19 protein-coding genes and 1 tRNA gene are annotated in these 14,974 nt (G+C 64.6%); 14 read left to right on the top strand and 6 right to left on the bottom strand.

Annotated features, from left to right (window positions below):
- Positions 1 to 4: 4 nt before the first annotated feature.
- The 12 genes from rplR to QTI05_RS06630 all read left to right on the top strand — a co-directional run bounded on the left by rplR (position 5) and on the right by QTI05_RS06630 (position 6,300).
- The gene (gene rplR / locus QTI05_RS06685; RefSeq protein ID WP_286541500.1) at positions 5 to 370 is read left to right on the top strand and encodes a 50S ribosomal protein L18; all 366 of its coding nucleotides are present in this window, start codon (positions 5 to 7) and stop codon (positions 368 to 370) included.
- Between the two features lie 21 nt (positions 371 to 391).
- Entirely contained in the window at positions 392 to 910 is a 519-nt protein-coding gene (gene rpsE, locus QTI05_RS06680; RefSeq protein ID WP_140840889.1) for a 30S ribosomal protein S5, read from the top strand.
- Between the two features lie 14 nt (positions 911 to 924).
- A complete protein-coding gene (gene rpmD / locus QTI05_RS06675; protein WP_286541247.1) occupies positions 925 to 1,110 on the top strand; it encodes a 50S ribosomal protein L30 in 186 nt (61 codons plus the stop codon).
- A gap of 11 nt (positions 1,111 to 1,121) precedes the next feature.
- A complete protein-coding gene (rplO, locus tag QTI05_RS06670) occupies positions 1,122 to 1,553 on the top strand; it encodes a 50S ribosomal protein L15 (RefSeq protein ID WP_286541249.1) in 432 nt (143 codons plus the stop codon).
- Positions 1,554 to 1,578: 25 nt separating this feature from the next.
- Positions 1,579 to 2,889, top strand: a complete 1,311-nt coding sequence (gene secY, locus QTI05_RS06665) for a preprotein translocase subunit SecY (protein ID WP_286623529.1) — start codon at positions 1,579 to 1,581, stop codon at positions 2,887 to 2,889.
- Between the two features lie 34 nt (positions 2,890 to 2,923).
- Positions 2,924 to 3,037 (top strand): 50S ribosomal protein L36, encoded by a 114-nt coding sequence (gene rpmJ / locus QTI05_RS06660; RefSeq protein ID WP_013544106.1) that lies wholly within the window; start codon positions 2,924 to 2,926, stop codon positions 3,035 to 3,037.
- Between the two features lie 23 nt (positions 3,038 to 3,060).
- The gene (gene rpsM / locus QTI05_RS06655; RefSeq protein WP_286541252.1) at positions 3,061 to 3,426 is read left to right on the top strand and encodes a 30S ribosomal protein S13; all 366 of its coding nucleotides are present in this window, start codon (positions 3,061 to 3,063) and stop codon (positions 3,424 to 3,426) included.
- Between the two features lie 12 nt (positions 3,427 to 3,438).
- Positions 3,439 to 3,843, top strand: coding sequence for a 30S ribosomal protein S11 (gene rpsK, locus QTI05_RS06650; RefSeq protein ID WP_009124825.1), 405 nt, complete (start codon positions 3,439 to 3,441; stop codon positions 3,841 to 3,843).
- 133 nt (positions 3,844 to 3,976) lie between these two features.
- Positions 3,977 to 4,600: a 30S ribosomal protein S4 gene (gene rpsD, locus QTI05_RS06645; RefSeq protein ID WP_286541254.1), complete on the top strand. Its 624-nt coding sequence runs from the start codon at positions 3,977 to 3,979 to the stop codon at positions 4,598 to 4,600.
- Positions 4,601 to 4,737: 137 nt separating this feature from the next.
- Positions 4,738 to 5,727: a DNA-directed RNA polymerase subunit alpha gene (locus QTI05_RS06640; protein ID WP_009124827.1), complete on the top strand. Its 990-nt coding sequence runs from the start codon at positions 4,738 to 4,740 to the stop codon at positions 5,725 to 5,727.
- A gap of 76 nt (positions 5,728 to 5,803) precedes the next feature.
- A complete protein-coding gene (gene rplQ, locus QTI05_RS06635) occupies positions 5,804 to 6,205 on the top strand; it encodes a 50S ribosomal protein L17 (protein ID WP_286541256.1) in 402 nt (133 codons plus the stop codon).
- 18 nt (positions 6,206 to 6,223) lie between these two features.
- A tRNA-Met gene (locus tag QTI05_RS06630) sits at positions 6,224 to 6,300 on the top strand.
- A 57-nt stretch (positions 6,301 to 6,357) separates the two neighbouring features.
- Here QTI05_RS06630 and QTI05_RS06625 read toward each other — a convergent pair.
- From QTI05_RS06625 to QTI05_RS06600, 6 genes are read right to left on the bottom strand one after another with little or no spacing between them, the layout of a single operon-like run.
- Positions 6,358 to 6,753 carry a RidA family protein gene (locus QTI05_RS06625; protein WP_286541257.1) on the bottom strand — a complete coding sequence of 132 codons (396 nt, stop codon included), beginning with the start codon at positions 6,751 to 6,753 and terminating at the stop codon, positions 6,358 to 6,360.
- On the bottom strand, positions 6,750 to 8,363 hold the full coding sequence (locus tag QTI05_RS06620) for an AMP-binding protein (RefSeq protein ID WP_286623527.1): 1,614 nt from the start codon (positions 8,361 to 8,363) through the stop codon (positions 6,750 to 6,752). Before QTI05_RS06620 ends, QTI05_RS06625 begins: the two co-directional genes overlap by 4 nt.
- Before the next feature lie 3 nt (positions 8,364 to 8,366).
- The gene (locus QTI05_RS06615) at positions 8,367 to 9,560 is read right to left on the bottom strand and encodes an acyl-CoA dehydrogenase family protein (protein ID WP_286623525.1); all 1,194 of its coding nucleotides are present in this window, start codon (positions 9,558 to 9,560) and stop codon (positions 8,367 to 8,369) included.
- 5 nt (positions 9,561 to 9,565) lie between these two features.
- Entirely contained in the window at positions 9,566 to 10,420 is an 855-nt protein-coding gene (locus QTI05_RS06610; RefSeq protein WP_286623523.1) for an enoyl-CoA hydratase family protein, read from the bottom strand.
- Complete coding sequence (locus tag QTI05_RS06605; RefSeq protein ID WP_286541264.1) at positions 10,417 to 10,893, bottom strand: MarR family winged helix-turn-helix transcriptional regulator; 477 nt, start codon at positions 10,891 to 10,893, stop codon at positions 10,417 to 10,419. The genes QTI05_RS06610 and QTI05_RS06605 overlap by 4 nt, the downstream gene beginning before the upstream one ends.
- A gap of 5 nt (positions 10,894 to 10,898) precedes the next feature.
- The gene (locus QTI05_RS06600; protein WP_286541266.1) at positions 10,899 to 13,265 is read right to left on the bottom strand and encodes a bifunctional salicylyl-CoA 5-hydroxylase/oxidoreductase; all 2,367 of its coding nucleotides are present in this window, start codon (positions 13,263 to 13,265) and stop codon (positions 10,899 to 10,901) included.
- A 111-nt stretch (positions 13,266 to 13,376) separates the two neighbouring features.
- On the opposite strand from QTI05_RS06600, the gene QTI05_RS06595 reads away from it, so the two are divergent.
- Together QTI05_RS06595 and QTI05_RS06590 are read left to right on the top strand one after the other, a co-directional pair.
- Positions 13,377 to 14,642 carry a class I SAM-dependent methyltransferase gene (locus tag QTI05_RS06595; RefSeq protein WP_286541268.1) on the top strand — a complete coding sequence of 422 codons (1,266 nt, stop codon included), beginning with the start codon at positions 13,377 to 13,379 and terminating at the stop codon, positions 14,640 to 14,642.
- A gap of 5 nt (positions 14,643 to 14,647) precedes the next feature.
- Positions 14,648 to 14,971, top strand: a complete 324-nt coding sequence (locus QTI05_RS06590) for a DUF1840 domain-containing protein (RefSeq protein ID WP_286541270.1) — start codon at positions 14,648 to 14,650, stop codon at positions 14,969 to 14,971.
- The last annotated feature ends 3 nt before the right edge of the window (positions 14,972 to 14,974 follow it).

Here is a 14,974-nt window from a genome sequence, read left to right as displayed (position 1 = left end):
AATGATGTTGACCAAAAAAGCACAACGTCTGCGCCGCTCGCGCCAGACCCGCATCCGCATCGCGACCCAGGGCGTGGCCCGTCTCACGGTGAACCGCACCAACCTGCACATCTACGCCACCGTCATCTCCGGCGACGGCGCCAAGGTGCTGGCCACGGCCTCGACGGCCGAAGCCGAAGTGCGCAGCTCGCTCGGCGCGTCTGGCAAGGGTGGCAATGCCGCCGCCGCCACGCTGATCGGCAAGCGCATCGCCGAAAAGGCCAAGGCAGCCGGCGTCGACAAGGTTGCTTTCGACCGCGCAGGTTTTGCGTACCACGGCCGCGTCAAGGCGCTGGCCGATGCGGCCCGCGAAGCCGGTCTGCAGTTCTAACCGAACGCTCAGGAATTCAAAATGGCAAAGATTCAGGCAAGAACGCAGAACGAAGGACCGGAAGACGGTCTGCGCGAGAAGATGATCGCGATCAACCGCGTCACCAAGGTGGTGAAGGGTGGTCGTATCCTCGGTTTCGCAGCACTCACCGTGGTCGGTGACGGCGACGGCAAGGTCGGCATGGGCAAGGGCAAGTCGAAAGAAGTGCCGGCAGCCGTGCAGAAGGCCATGGAAGAAGCCCGCCGCAACCTGTTCAAGATCTCGATCAAGAACGGCACGCTGCACCACCGCGTGACCGGCCACCATGGCGCCGCTTCGGTCGTCATGATCCCGGCCCCGAAGGGTACCGGCATCATCGCCGGCGGCCCGATGCGCGCCGTGTTCGAAGTGCTGGGCATCACCGACATCGTGGCCAAGAGCCATGGTTCGTCGAACCCCTACAACATGGTTCGTGCCACGCTGGACGGCCTGAAGAATTCGACCACCGCCTCTGCCGTCGCTGCCAAGCGCGGCCTGACGGTCGAAGAACTCTTCGCCTGAACTGGAGCATCGGAATGACGACGCAACAACAAACGCTCAAGGTGCAACTGGTCAAGAGCCCGATCGGCACCAAGGAAGCACATCGCGCCACGGTGCGCGGCCTGGGCCTGCGCAAGCTCAACAGCGTGAGCGAGCTGCAGGACACGCCCGCCGTGCGCGGCATGATCAACAAGATCAGTTATCTGGTCAAAGTTCTGTAAGAGAGACTGATATGGAACTCAATGGCATCAAGCCGGCGGACGGCGCCAAGCATTACAAGCGCCGTGTCGGTCGCGGTATCGGCTCCGGCATCGGCAAGACGGCAGGTCGCGGTCACAAGGGCCAGAAGTCGCGCGCGGGTGGTTTCCACAAGGTGGGTTTCGAAGGCGGTCAAATGCCTTTGCAACGTCGCCTGCCGAAGCGCGGCTTCAAGTCGCAGCTGCTCAAGTACAACGCCGAAGTCACGTTGACCGCGCTGGAAGCCCTCGGCCTGGCCGAAGTCGACCTGCTGGCACTGAAGCAAGCTGGCCTCGTCGGCCAGATCGCCAAGGTCGTCAAGGTCATCAAGACCGGTGAACTGACCAAGGCCGTCAAGCTGACGGGCATCGGCGCGACCGCCGGCGCCAAGGCCGCGATCGAAGCCGCTGGCGGCAGCGTCGCCTGAACCCGGCACCGGAAAGAAGGCTGTAGTGGCAACCAACGCGGCAACGCTCGCAAAGACAGGCAAGTTCGGTGACCTCCGTCGCCGGCTGGTCTTCTTGCTGCTCGCGCTCGTGGTCTATCGCATCGGCGCGCACATTCCTGTTCCGGGCATCAACCCGGATCAGCTGGCGCAGCTGTTCCAGGGGCAGCAGGGCGGCATCCTGAGTCTGTTCAACATGTTTTCGGGCGGCGCGCTGTCGCGCTTCACCGTGTTCGCGTTGGGCATCATGCCGTACATCTCCGCGTCGATCATCATGCAGTTGATGACCTACGTGCTGCCCTCCTTCGAGCAATTGAAGAAGGAAGGCGAGGCCGGTCGTCGCAAGATCACGCAGTACACGCGCTATGGCGCCCTGGGTCTTGCTTTGTTCCAGTCGTTCAGCATCGCCGTGGCGCTCGAATCGTCGGCAGGCCTGGTGATCACGCCCGGCTTCGGCTTCCGCATCACGGCCATGATCAGCCTCACGGCCGGTTCGATGTTCCTGATGTGGCTGGGTGAGCAGATCACCGAACGCGGTCTCGGCAACGGCATCTCGATCCTGATCTTCGCAGGCATCGCGGCGGGTCTTCCCAATGCCATCGGCGGCCTGCTCGAGCTGGTTCGCACCGGCGCCATGAACGTGCTGGTTGCACTGTTCATCGTGGCGACGGTGGTGCTGGTGACCTACTTCGTGGTGTTCGTGGAACGCGGCCAGCGCAAGATTCTCGTGAATTACGCGCGGCGCCAGGTGGGCAACAAGGTCTATGGCGGCCAGTCGTCGCATCTGCCCCTGAAGCTCAACATGGCCGGTGTGATTCCGCCGATCTTCGCCTCGTCGATCATCCTGCTGCCGGCGACCGTGGTCGGCTGGTTCAGCACCGGCGACAGCGTGCGCTGGATCAAGGACATCGCAGGTGCACTGACGCCGGGCCAGCCGATCTACGTGCTGCTGTATGCAGCGGCCATCGTCTTTTTCTGCTTCTTCTATACGGCCCTTGTGTTCAACAGCAAGGAAACGGCCGACAACCTGAAGAAGAGCGGTGCGTTCATTCCGGGCATTCGTCCGGGTGACCAGACCGCGCGCTACATCGACAAGATCCTGGTTCGCCTGACGTTGGCTGGCGCGGTGTACATCACCTTCGTCTGCCTGCTGCCAGAGTTCCTGATCCTCAAGTACAACGTGCCGTTCTATTTCGGCGGCACCTCGCTCTTGATCATCGTTGTGGTGACCATGGACTTCATGGCCCAAGTGCAGAACTACATGATGTCCCAGCAGTACGAGTCGCTGCTGAAGAAGGCCAACTTCAAGACGTCGTAGTCCAGGTTAACGAGAACAGTTCTAGGAGAATGAAATGAGAGTTTCGGCTTCGGTCAAAACCATTTGTCGCAATTGCAAGGTCATCCGCCGCAAGGGTGTGGTGCGAGTGATCTGTACCGACCCGCGCCATAAGCAGCGCCAGGGTTGATTCGAGAGTATTAGAGGACGCACATGGCACGTATCGCTGGCATCAACATTCCGCCGCACAAGCACGCTGAGATCGGCCTGACCGCCATTTTCGGCATCGGTCGCACCCGCGCTCGCAAGATCTGCGAAGCGACTGGCATCGACTATTCGAAGAAGATCAAGGATCTGACCGACGCCGATCTCGAGAAGATCCGCGACCAGATCGCGCTCTTCACGATCGAAGGTGACCTGCGTCGCGAAACGACGATGAACATCAAGCGTTTGATGGACATCGGCTGCTACCGCGGCTTCCGCCACCGTCGTGGCCTGCCGATGCGCGGCCAGCGCACGCGCACCAATGCCCGTACCCGCAAGGGTCCGCGCAAGGCTGCGCAGTCCCTGAAGAAATAAGGATAGACCAGCATGGCTAAAGCTCCTGCCAATAACGCCGCACAGCGCGTTCGCAAGAAGGTTCGCAAGAACGTTGCGGACGGTATCGCCCACGTGCATGCCTCGTTCAACAACACCATCATCACGATCACCGATCGCCAGGGCAACGCCCTGTCGTGGGCTTCGTCGGGTGGCCAGGGCTTCAAGGGTTCGCGCAAGTCGACGCCCTTCGCAGCGCAGGTCGCTTCGGAAGTCGCCGGTCGTGCTGCCGTGGAACAGGGCATCAAGAACCTCGATGTCGAGATCAAGGGCCCCGGCCCGGGTCGCGAATCGTCGGTGCGCGCACTCGCCGCACTCGGCATCCGCATCAACTCGATCGCCGACGTGACGCCAGTTCCGCACAACGGCTGCCGTCCGCAAAAGCGTCGTCGCATCTAAAGCGACAACGCCCGGCGCAGCCTGCTTCACAGCGGCTGCGCATTTTGTTTTTTCAACAAGCCCACCGCCATCGGCACGCCGCTGATGGCTCCCGCAGGTTCTCCCCGCGGCAGATGACACAAAGGAAGATCAAGTGGCACGCTACCTCGGCCCCAAGGCCAAACTTTCCCGCCGCGAAGGCACCGACCTGTTCCTCAAGAGCGCCCGTCGCTCCATCCAGGACAAGGCCAAGTTCGACTCCAAGCCCGGCCAGCACGGTCGCACCTCGGGTCAGCGCACCTCCGACTTCGGCCTGCAACTGCGTGAAAAGCAGAAGGTCAAGCGCATGTACGGCGTGCTCGAAAAGCAGTTCCGCCGCTACTTCGAGGAAGCCGATCGCCGTCGCGGCAACACCGGCGCCAACCTGCTGTTCATCCTCGAGGCACGCCTCGACAACGTGGTGTACCGCATGGGCTTCGGCTCGACCCGCGCCGAGGCACGCCAGCTCGTGTCGCACAAGGCGATCACGGTCAACGGCAAGTCGGTCAACATCCCGTCGTACCTGGTCAAGACCGGCGACGTGATCGCCGTGCGCGACAAGTCGAAGAAGCAGACCCGGATTGCCGAGGCGCTGCAACTGGCCGCACAAGTCGGCATGCCGGCCTGGGTGGAAGTGAACGCCGACAAGGGCGAAGGCGTGTTCAAGAAGGTGCCGGATCGCGACGAATTCGCCGCCGACATCAACGAATCGCTGATCGTGGAGCTGTACTCGCGTTAACGCGAGTACATGGAAGAAAACGAGGCTGCTGCGCGGCCTCGTCCTTGATTTTTTTTGTTCCCTCCGCGCTGCACCGCGCAGGGCACTTCACCAGCCTTACCGGTGTAACGAACCGGGGGTATTGAGAGGAAGTCTGCATGCAAACCACCCTGCTGAAACCCAAGACCATCCAGGTCGAGCAACTCGCCGCCAACAAGGCCAAGGTCACGCTCGAACCCTTCGAGCGCGGCTATGGCCACACGCTCGGCAACGCGCTGCGTCGCGTTCTGCTGTCGTCGATGGTGGGCTACTCGGCCACCGAAGTCACGATCGCCGGCGTGCTCCACGAGTACTCGTCGATCGACGGCGTGCAGGAAGATGTCGTCAACATCCTGCTGAACCTCAAGGGCGTGGTGTTCAAGCTCCACAACCGCGATGAAGTCACGCTGAGCCTGCGCAAGGACGGCGAAGGCCCGGTGCTGGCGTCGGACATCCAGACCCCGCACGACGTCGAGATCATCAACCCCGACCACGTGATCGCGCACCTGTCGCAAGGCGGCAAGCTCGACATGCAGATCAAGGTTGAAAAGGGTCGCGGCTATGTGCCCGGCACGATGCGCCGCTACGCCGACGAGCCGACCAAGTCGATTGGCCGCATCGTCCTCGACGCTTCGTTCTCGCCGGTCAAGCGCGTGAGCTACACGGTCGAAAGCGCCCGTGTCGAACAACGCACCGACCTCGACAAGCTGCTGGTCGAAATCGAAACCAACGGCGCGATCACCGCCGAAGACGCCGTGCGCGCTTCGGCCAAGATCCTGGTCGAGCAACTGGCTGTGTTTGCCCAGCTCGAAGGTGGCGAACTCGCCGCGTTCGACGCGCCGGCACCGCGCAGCGCGCAACAGTTCGACCCGATCCTGCTGCGCCCTGTCGACGAACTCGAACTGACCGTGCGTTCGGCCAACTGCCTGAAGGCCGAAAACATCTACTACATCGGTGACCTGATCCAGCGCACCGAGAACGAGCTGCTCAAGACCCCGAACCTGGGTCGCAAGTCGCTCAACGAAATCAAGGAAGTGCTCGCCTCGCGCGGCCTCACCTTGGGCATGAAGCTCGAAAGCTGGCCGCCGGCCGGCCTCGACAAGCGTTAATCAACCGAAGCGGTCAACCGCAAAGGGCAGTACCTGACACGGCTGCCTTTATTAAAAACCTCAAAAGGAAATCACCATGCGTCACGGTCACGGACTCCGCAAACTCAACCGCACCAGCTCGCACCGCCTCGCGATGCTGCAGAACATGATGAACTCGCTCATCGAGCATGAAGTCATCAAGACCACCGTCCCCAAGGCCAAGGAATTGCGCCGTGTGGTCGAGCCGATGATCACCCTGGCCAAGAAGCCGACGGTCGCCAACAAGCGCCTGGCCTTCGACCGCCTGCGCGATCGCGACAGCGTGGTCAAGCTGTTCAACGTGCTGGGCCCGCGCTACAACACGCGTCCGGGCGGCTACACGCGCATCCTGAAAATGGGTTTCCGCGTGGGCGACAACGCGCCGATGGCGCTGGTCGAATTGGTCGACCGTCCCGAAGTGAAAGAAGACGCATCTGCCGAGCAGAGCGCCGCTGAATAAGCTATAATTCCATCTTGCCGCGCGATGGAGCAGCCTGGTAGCTCGTTGGGCTCATAACCCAAAGGTCGCAAGTTCAAATCTTGCTCGCGCAACCAAATTAAAAGGCCCTGTTTTCGAACAGGGCCTTTTTTCTTTGGCGGTCGTTTTCTTTCTCAGTCGGGAATAACGGCCGTCACCTCGATCTCGACCTTGGCGCGCGACTCCACCAGCTTTGCGACCTGCACGCAGGTCATTGCCGGAAAGTTGCGGCCCATGGCCTCGCGATACACCGGGCCGAGTTCGCCAAGGCGCGCGTTGTACTCGTCGCGGTCTGTGATGTACCAGGTCATCCGCACCATGTGCTCGGGCCCGGCACCGGCTTCGCGCAGCACTTCGACGATGTTGCGCAAGGCCTGGCCGGTCTGCGCGATGAAATCGTCCGACTCGAACTGCTGCTGCGCGTTCCAGCCGATCTGGCCGCCGACGAACACCTGGGTGCCGCGGGTCGCGATGCCATTGGCATAGCCCTTGGGCGGCAGCCAGCCGGGCGGTTGCAGAAACTGCATCATGGATTTGTCCTTAATTTGAAGCGTTGGAGCTTGCCGGTTTCGGTGCGGGGCAGTGCGGCCACGAATTCGATCTCGCGCGGGTATTTGTAGGGTGCGATGCTGGCTTTCACGTGGTCTTGCAGCGCCTTCACCAGCACGGCATCGCCGGTGTGGCCCGGCTTGAGCACGCAGAAGGCCTTCACCACCATGCCGCGCTCTTCGTCGGGCTTGCCGATCACCCCGCACTCGGCGACTGCGGGATGACGCAGCAGCGCGTCCTCGACTTCGGGGCCGCCGATGTTGTAGCCGGCCGATACGATCATGTCGTCGGCGCGCGCCTGGTAGAAAAAGTAGCCGTCTTCGTCCTGCACGAAGGCATCGCCCGGGTAGTTCCAGCCGTTCTTCACGTAGTCGGTCTGGCGCGCGTCGTCGAGGTAGCGGCAGCCGACCGGCCCGATGATCGCCAACTTGCCCACGGTGCCGCGCGGCACCTCGTCGCCTTGTTCATCCACCACCTTCGCGGTGAAGCCCGGCACGGCCTTGCCGATGGAGCCTCGCCGGATGTCATCGCCGGCCGCCGAGATGTAGATGTGGAACACCTCGGTGCCGCCGATGCCGTCGAGCATCTCGATGCCGGTGGCCTCCTTCCAGAGCTGGCGGGTTGCGTCGGGCAAGGCCTCGCCGGCGCTCACGCTGATGCGCAGGCTCGGCACGCCGTGCTGCCGGGCGAACGGCGCCATCTGGCGGTAGAAGGTGGGTGCGGTGTAGCAGATGGTCGCGCCGATCTCGTTGATCACCTTGACCATGCCTTCGGGCGTGTAGCCGGCATCGGGGAAATAGACCGAGGAGCCGGCCCACATCGGGTACACCAGCAGGCCGCCGAGCCCGAAGGTGAAGGCCAGCGGCGGCGAGCCGATGACGATGTCGTCGCTGCGCGCCTTGAGCACATGGCGCGGCCAGGTTTCGCACATCGCGAGCACGTCGCGATGGGTGGTGACGGGCGCCTTGGGCTTGCCCGTAGTGCCGGAGGTGAAGGCCAGCAGCGCAATGTCGTCGGCCGCCGTCGGACAGGCTGGGAAGATGCCGCTTTTCGCCGCGGCGCGCACTTCGAGCGAGTCGGCGTTGTCGGGTTGGTTGAAGGCCAGCACCGCCTTCAGCACCGGATGGCCGGCGCGCGCCGTCTCCAGTTCGGCCAGCAAGCGGCCGTCGCACAGAGCCGCCGCAGGCTCCGCCTTGTCGATGATTTCTTCGAGCTCCTTGGCGCGCAGCAGCGGCATCGTGGCGACGGCGATCAACCCCGCCTTGACCACCGCGAGCCAGGCTAGCGCCATCGACACCGAGTTGCCGCCGCGCAGCAGCACGCGGTTGCCGGGCACGAGGCCGAGATCTTCGACCAGCACCTGCGCGATCCGATTCGCCTCGACCGCCGCTTGCGCGTAGCTCAGCGTGCGGGTCGGCGAGCGCAGCATGGGCAGGTCGCCGAAGCCCTTGGACGCGGCCTTGTCGAGCAGCTCCTCGACCAGGTTCAACTGGTCGGGCAACTGCAGTTCCGGCAGGTCGTAGCGGAACGTGGGCAACTGCTCTGCCGGTGGCAGGCGGTCATGCACGAATCGGTCGATTTGGGCGCTCAAGATCTATCCCCGCAGAACGGACTTGCCGATGATGAGTTGTTGAACCTCGGTCGCACCCTCGTAGATGCGCAGTGAGCGGATGTCGCGGTACAGGCTTTCGACCTTGGTGCCGACCTGCACGCCCAGGCCGCCATGCAACTGCAGTGCCATGTCGATCACGCGCTGCGCGTTCTCGGTCGCGGCCATCTTGGCCATTGCGGCCGCCGCCGTGAGGTCGCCCGCTGGCTTCTGGCCGCTGCGCTCCGCTTCGTCGCGCATCCATGCGGCACGGTAGGTGAGCAGTGCGGCCGCATCGACCAGTGCCGCCATGTCGCCGAGCTTGGCCTGCGTGAGCTGGAAATCGGCGAGCGAGTGGCCGAACATGCGGCGGCGCTGCGCATGCGCAATGGCTTCGGCCAGCGCACGCCGCGCCATGCCGAGAGCGGCTGCCGCCACCGAGGCGCGAAAGATGTCGAGCGTGCGCATCGCGAGCTTGAAGCCGCCATTGAGATCGCCCAGCTGCGCCGCGCGCGGGACATCGCAACGGTCGAACTTCAATGTTGCCAGCGGGTGTGGCGCCATCACGTGGATGTGCGCCGAACTGTCGAGCCCCGCGCTGTCGGCGTCGACGATGAACGACGTGATGCCGCGTGTGCCACCGGCCGGATCGGTTTTGGCAAACACGCAATAGAAGTCGGCGATGCCGCCGTTGCTGATCCAGGTCTTGGTGCCGTCGAGCCGCCAGCCATCGGCCGTGGCCTCGGCCCTCATCGCCATCGCGCCCACGTCGGAGCCGGCTTCGGGCTCGCTCAGTGCGAAGGCCGCGATCTTGCTGCCGTCGGCCACGGCGGGCAGATAGGCCGCCTGCTGCTCGGCGCTGCCGGCCAGCGTGATCGCGCCGCTGCCGAGGCCCTGCATGGCGAAGGCGAAATCGGCCAGCGGCGAGTGGTAGGCCAGCGTTTCGCGCAGCAGCACCAGCGCGCGCGAATCCAGGCGCTCGAGCGCACCGCCCGAAGCGGCCGGCACGCAGTAGCGCAACCAGCCGCCGTCGCCGAGCCGGCGCACCCAGTCGCGGCAAGCCGCGCGGTCGTCGCGCTCGTCGACATCCTGCGCGGCGGCCCAGGGCAACAGCCCCCGCGCGAGTTCGCGGTGCGCCGCGTCGAAGAACGGCAGCGCCAGGTGCGCGGTGGAAGGCGGAGCCGGGGGCGTCGTGTTCATGCTGCTCAATCTCCGCCGAACACCGGCTTGCGCTTCGCCGCGAACGCTTCGTAGGCGCGCTTGAAGTCTTCGGTCTGCATGCAGATCGCCTGCGCCTGCGCCTCGGCCTCGATCGCCTGCTCGATCGTCATCGACCACTCCTGCGACAGCATGGTCTTGGTCATGCCGTGCGCAAAGGTCGGGCCGTCGGCCAAGTCGCGCGCGACCGCTGTGGCGGCTGCGAGCAGGGCATCGCTTTCGTGCAGCGCGTTGAAGAAGCCCCAGGCGTGGCCTTCGGTCGCGGTCATCGCGCGGCCGGTGAACAGCAGTTCGGACGCGCGGCCCTGGCCAATCATGCGCGGCAGCAGCGCGCAGGCGCCCATGTCGGCGCCGGCCAGCCCGACGCGGGTGAACAGGAAGGCCGTGCGCGTGGCCGGCGTGCCGTAGCGCAGGTCGCAGGCCAGCGCGATCATGGCGCCGGCACCGGCACAGATGCCGTCGATAGCACCAACGATCGGCTGCGGGCACTGGCGCATGGTCTTGATCAGGTCGCCGGTCATGCGGGTGAACTCGAGCAGCGCGGGCATGCGCATCTGCGTGAGCGGGCCGATGATCTCGTGCACATCGCCGCCCGAGCAGAAGTTGCCGCCGGCGCCGGTGATCACGATCGCCTTCACGTCGGTCGCGTACTGCAGCGCGCGAAACAGGTCGCGCAGCTCGGCATACGAATCGAAGGTCAGCGGGTTCTTGCGTTCGGGCCGGTTCAGCGTGATGGTGCCGACGCCATCTGCGAAGGTCCAGGCGAAGTGCTGCGCCGCGTACGCCGCCTTGGGTTCGAACTGCGCGTGCATGGGGTTGCTGGCGCCGATGTAGTGCTTCATGCGGGTTCCGTGGTGGTGGTGTGGGAGTGCTGCTTGACCTTGCCGAGCAGCTTGTGCAGTTGCGCGATCTCCTTGCCGTTGAGCCCGGCAAAGGCTTCGACGATCCAGGCCTCGTGCTGTTGCGCCATCTCGTTGAAGATCTTGCGGCCGCGCGTCGTGAGCCGGATGCGCCAGGCGCGCCGGTCGTTCGCCACGTCGACGCGTTCGACCAGCCCTTCGGTCACGAGCTGGTCGGTGATGCCGGTGACGTTGCCGCCCGTCACCATCATGCGGCGCGAGAGCTCGTTCATCTTCAGTCCGTCCGGCGCGCGCTCCAGCTGCGACATCAGATCGAAGCGCGGCAGCGTGGTGGCGAACTGTTCGCGCAGGCCGTTGCGAACCTGCTTTTCGATCAGCTGCGTGCAGGTCAGCAGGCGCAGCCAGAGCCGAAGCTCGTCGGGATGTTCGCTGTGGGCGCGTGCTTCCAGATCCATGGCGTTCACTCCTCGGGTGTTGTTGCTTTGACAGCCGCTTGCGCAGTACCGGCGGCGGCCGCAGCAATTTCTTTTTGCTTGGAGATCTCGCGGTAGAGCTGGTCGCGGCCACTGAGGTACTGCTTCGGCCAGGTGACCGCCCGGCTCTGCAGCTTGGCGGCCTCGTGCAGCGTCCAGGCCGGATCGGCCAGGTGCGGCCGCGCGATGGCGCACAGATCGGCGCGGCCGGCCGCGATGATGCTGTTGGCCTGGTCGGCGTCGGTGATGGCACCCACCGCGATGGTCGAGATGCCGACCTCGTTGCGGATGCGGTCGGCAAACGGCGTCTGGTACATGCGCCCGTAGATCGGCCTGGCGGCCCGCGTGGTCTGGCCCGACGACACGTCGATGAAATCGCAGCCGGCTTCCTTGAACAGGCGCGCCACCGTCACCGCATCGGCGTCGGTGTTGCCGCCGGGCGCCCAGTCGTGCGCCGAGATGCGCACGCTCATCGGCCGATCGGCCGGCCAGACGGCGCGCATCGCTGCAAATACCTCCAGCGGATAGCGGCAGCGCCGCACGATGTCGCCGCCGTATTCGTCGTCGCGCAGGTTGGTCAGCGGGCTGATGAAGGAGGCCAGCAGGTAGCCGTGCGCGCAATGCAGTTCGAGCCAGTCGAAGCCGGCCTCGGCCGCACGCTTCGTGGAACGGGTGAACTGGTCGCGCAGCGCGTCCATGTCGGCGCGCGTCATCGCGGCGGGCAACTGGTTCTGTTCGCCGTAGGGCAGCGCACTGGCTGCCAGCAGCGGCCAGTTGCCGGCCGGCAACGGTTCGTCGGTGCCTTCCCAGCCGAGCTGCGTCGAGCCCTTCGGCCCGCTATGGCCGAGCTGCATGCCGATGTAGGCGCTGCTCTGGCCGTGCACGAAGTCGACGATGCGCTTGAACGCTGCGCTTTGCGCGTCGTTGTAGAGCCCGGTGCAGCCCGGTGTGATCCGGCCTTCGGGCGTCGGGCTGGTCATCTCGACCATCACCATCGCGGCGCCGCCGAGCGCGCGCGCGCCCAGGTGCACCAGCAGAAAATCCTGCGGCACGCCGTCGACCGCGCTGTAGGTTGCCATCGGCGACACGATGATGCGGTTCTTCAGCGTGAGCCCGCGCACGGTGAACGGCATCAGCATCGGCGCCACGCCCGCGCGGCCGGCCAGCCATTGCTCATAGCCGTCCAGCCAGCCGGCATCGCGCAGCCGCAGGTTCTCGTGGCTGATGCGCTGCGAGCGCGTGAGCAGCGAATACGCGAACTGCTCGATCTGCATGCCGCTGTAGCGCGTCACGTTCTCGAACCATTCGGTCGAGTTGCGCGCCGCGTTCTGGATCTTCAGCACCTCGACGCTGCGCCGGCCTTCGTAGGCTTCCAGCACCTCGTCCAGCGAGCCGCCTTCCTCGAAAGTCCTGGCGAGGTCGATCGCGTCCTCGAGCGCGAGCTTGGTGCCCGAGCCGATCGAGAAGTGCGCCGTGTGTGCCGCGTCGCCCATCAGCACCACCGGGACGGTCTTGCCGCCGACCTCGACGTGGTGCGTCCAGTGCTTGCACACCACGCGCGGAAAGCGGATCCAGATGGCCGAGCCGCGCAGGTGCGATGCATTGCTGATCAGCGCGTTGCCGTCGAGATAGCGTGCGAACAGCTTCTCGCAGAACGCGACCGCCTCGGCCTGCTCCATCTTGTCGAGGCCATGCGCCTGCCAGACTTCTTCAGGCGTTTCCACGATGAAGGTCGAGGTGTCTCCGTCGAACTGGTAGGCATGCGCCTGGAACCAGCCGTGCTCGGTCTGCTCGAACGCGAAGGTGAAGGCGTCGAACATCTTCTTCGTGCCGAGCCAGACGAAGCGGCAGCGGCGCAGGTCGATGTCGGGCTGGTACGCGTCGGCATAGCGCTGGCGGATGCGGCTGTTCAGGCCGTCGCTGGCGATCACCAGGTCGGCGTTGTACTGCGCGGCCAGCGCCTGGTCGTCGGTGGCGTCGGTTTCGAACACCAGGTCGACGCCGAGCGCCAGGCAGCGCTCCTGCAGGATGTTGAGCAGGCGCTTGCGGCCGATGCCGCAGAAGCCGTGGCCGCCGGAGCGCACGCTGCGCCCCTTGAAGAAGACCTCGATGTCGTCCCAATGGTTGAAGGCCGCGCCGATCAGCGCTGCGCTCTCGGCATCGGCTGCTGCCAGGTTGGCCAGCGTCTGGTCGCTCAGCACCACGCCCCAGCCGAAGGTGTCGAACGGGCGGTTGCGCTCAACCACGGTAATCTTCAGCGCGGGCTGGCGCACCTTCATCAGCAGTGCGAAGTACAGCCCGGCAGGGCCGCCCCCGATGCACAGCACGCTGCGAAGCGCGGGAACTGGCGGCATTTGGCTATTCATGGCTAAATAGTTTAAGCATAAACAATCTTGTGTCAATGGCCCAAAGGGCATCGGGAGGGGGCGGTTGACGAGTGCACCCGCGCTCGCAAGAATGACTTTATGCAGAGCCTGATACCGAAAATCGAATCGCGCCTGGATGCGCTTTCTGTTCCGATCGCCCTGGAATTGCCCGACGGACGTCGGGTCGAGATGCCCGGCTCACGCATCACGCTGGCCTTTTCGGAATGGTCCGGGCTGGCCAAGCTGGCGTCGAGCCAGATCGGCGCGATCGGCGAGGCCTACGTCGAGGGAAGGGTGCAGATCGAAGGCAAGATGCGCGACCTCACCGATGCGGTGGTGGGCCTGCTGCCCGGCAACCCGGCCGAAACCAACAGTGGCTGGTGGGGCCGCCTGTTGCGGCGGGCCAAGTCCCGCGGCGCCCATTCGCTGAACAAGGATGCGGCGCAGATCGAGTTCCACTACGACGTCTCGGACGACTTCTACGCGCTCTGGCTCGATCCGCGGCGCGTCTACTCGTGCGCCTACTTCCGGACGCCGGAGATGACGCTGGCGCAGGCGCAGGAGGCCAAGCTCGACCACATCTGCCGCAAGCTCATGCTGCAACCGGGCCAGCGCTTTCTGGACATCGGTTCGGGCTGGGGTGCGTTGCTGTTGTGGGCGGCCGAGCACTACGGCGTCGATGCGACCGGCATCACCTTGTCGAAAAACCAGCATGCCTACGTGCAGCAACTGATCGAAGAAAAGGGCCTGCAGGGTCGCGTGCGGGTGGAGTTGCGGGACTACCGCGAGCTCTCGACCGGTCAGCCGTTCGACCGCATCTCGTCGGTCGGCATGTTCGAGCATGTCGGCGCGGCCAACATGCCGGCGTACTTCGCCAAGATCAATTCGCTGCTGGTGCCCGGCGGCATCGTGATGAACCACGGCATCACCGCGGGGCAGCTCGATTCGACGCAACTGGGCAACGGCATGGGTGACTTCATCGAGAAGTACATTTTTCCGGGCGGCGAACTGCTGCATGTGACGCATGTGTTGCGCGAAATGGCGGCGGCCGGGCTCGAGATGGTCGATACCGAAAACCTGCGCCCGCACTACGCGCGCACGCTCTGGAGCTGGTCGGACACGCTAGAAGCCAGGCTTGACGAGGCACTTGCGGTGCTGCAGCGCACGGCCGGCCAGACCGGCCGCGCCGAGCGCATCCTGCGCGCCTACCGCCTCTACCTGGCGGGCTCGGCCATGAGCTTCGAGCAGGGCTGGATTTCGCTCTACCAGATGCTGGCCATCAAGCCCGACCGCAGCAAAGCGACGGGCCCGGTGCCCGGGGCACAATCGGCGTACCCTTTCGTCCGAGACTTCCTCTACAAGTAAGAACCATGCTGTACCGATTCAAATCGCAAGCGAGTGCCGACATCGTGATGCTCGAGGCCAATGCCCGCCAACTGCTCGACATCATGGGCAAGGCGGGCGGCCCAAAGGGCATCATCACCGTGGAGCAGATTCCGGCGGCGCTTGCCGCGCTGGAGGCCGCGGTGCGCAACGAAGGTGCCAACCAGCACAACCATGACTCTTTTGCGGTCGAAGGTCATGCCGAAGACGCCGAACGCCAGCACGTGGGCCTGCACCAGCGCGCCGCGCCACTGATTCACATGCTCAAGGACTCCCTGTCGGACAAAAAAGACGTCGTCTGGGGCGTGTAGAGC

Origin of the sequence: Variovorax fucosicus, assembly GCF_030316825.1 — a bacterium.
Taxonomy (GTDB): Bacteria; Pseudomonadota; Gammaproteobacteria; order Burkholderiales; family Burkholderiaceae_C; genus Variovorax; species Variovorax fucosicus.
Note: the sequence above shows the minus strand (reverse complement) of the source record. Positions and strands in the feature narration are given on the sequence as shown.

Bases quoted from the DNA above. Each gene is read 5' to 3' on its own strand.
- QTI05_RS06605 (WP_286541264.1), bottom strand. From the start codon at position 10,893: ATGGATCTGGAAGCACGCGCCCACAGCGAACATCCCGACGAGCTTCGG.
- QTI05_RS06590 (WP_286541270.1), top strand. From the start codon at position 14,648: ATGCTGTACCGATTCAAATCGCAAGCGAGTGCCGACATCGTGATGCTC.
- QTI05_RS06600 (WP_286541266.1), bottom strand. From the start codon at position 13,265: ATGCCGCCAGTTCCCGCGCTTCGCAGCGTGCTGTGCATCGGGGGCGGC.
- rplR (WP_286541500.1), top strand. From the start codon at position 5: ATGTTGACCAAAAAAGCACAACGTCTGCGCCGCTCGCGCCAGACCCGC.
- QTI05_RS06625 (WP_286541257.1), bottom strand. From the start codon at position 6,753: ATGATGCAGTTTCTGCAACCGCCCGGCTGGCTGCCGCCCAAGGGCTAT.
- rpmJ (WP_013544106.1), top strand. From the start codon at position 2,924: ATGAGAGTTTCGGCTTCGGTCAAAACCATTTGTCGCAATTGCAAGGTC.
- rpmD (WP_286541247.1), top strand. From the start codon at position 925: ATGACGACGCAACAACAAACGCTCAAGGTGCAACTGGTCAAGAGCCCG.
- rplQ (WP_286541256.1), top strand. From the start codon at position 5,804: ATGCGTCACGGTCACGGACTCCGCAAACTCAACCGCACCAGCTCGCAC.
- QTI05_RS06640 (WP_009124827.1), top strand. From the start codon at position 4,738: ATGCAAACCACCCTGCTGAAACCCAAGACCATCCAGGTCGAGCAACTC.
- rpsM (WP_286541252.1), top strand. From the start codon at position 3,061: ATGGCACGTATCGCTGGCATCAACATTCCGCCGCACAAGCACGCTGAG.
- QTI05_RS06615 (WP_286623525.1), bottom strand. From the start codon at position 9,560: ATGAACACGACGCCCCCGGCTCCGCCTTCCACCGCGCACCTGGCGCTG.
- rpsK (WP_009124825.1), top strand. From the start codon at position 3,439: ATGGCTAAAGCTCCTGCCAATAACGCCGCACAGCGCGTTCGCAAGAAG.
- QTI05_RS06610 (WP_286623523.1), bottom strand. From the start codon at position 10,420: ATGAAGCACTACATCGGCGCCAGCAACCCCATGCACGCGCAGTTCGAA.
- rpsE (WP_140840889.1), top strand. From the start codon at position 392: ATGGCAAAGATTCAGGCAAGAACGCAGAACGAAGGACCGGAAGACGGT.
- rplO (WP_286541249.1), top strand. From the start codon at position 1,122: ATGGAACTCAATGGCATCAAGCCGGCGGACGGCGCCAAGCATTACAAG.
- QTI05_RS06595 (WP_286541268.1), top strand. From the start codon at position 13,377: ATGCAGAGCCTGATACCGAAAATCGAATCGCGCCTGGATGCGCTTTCT.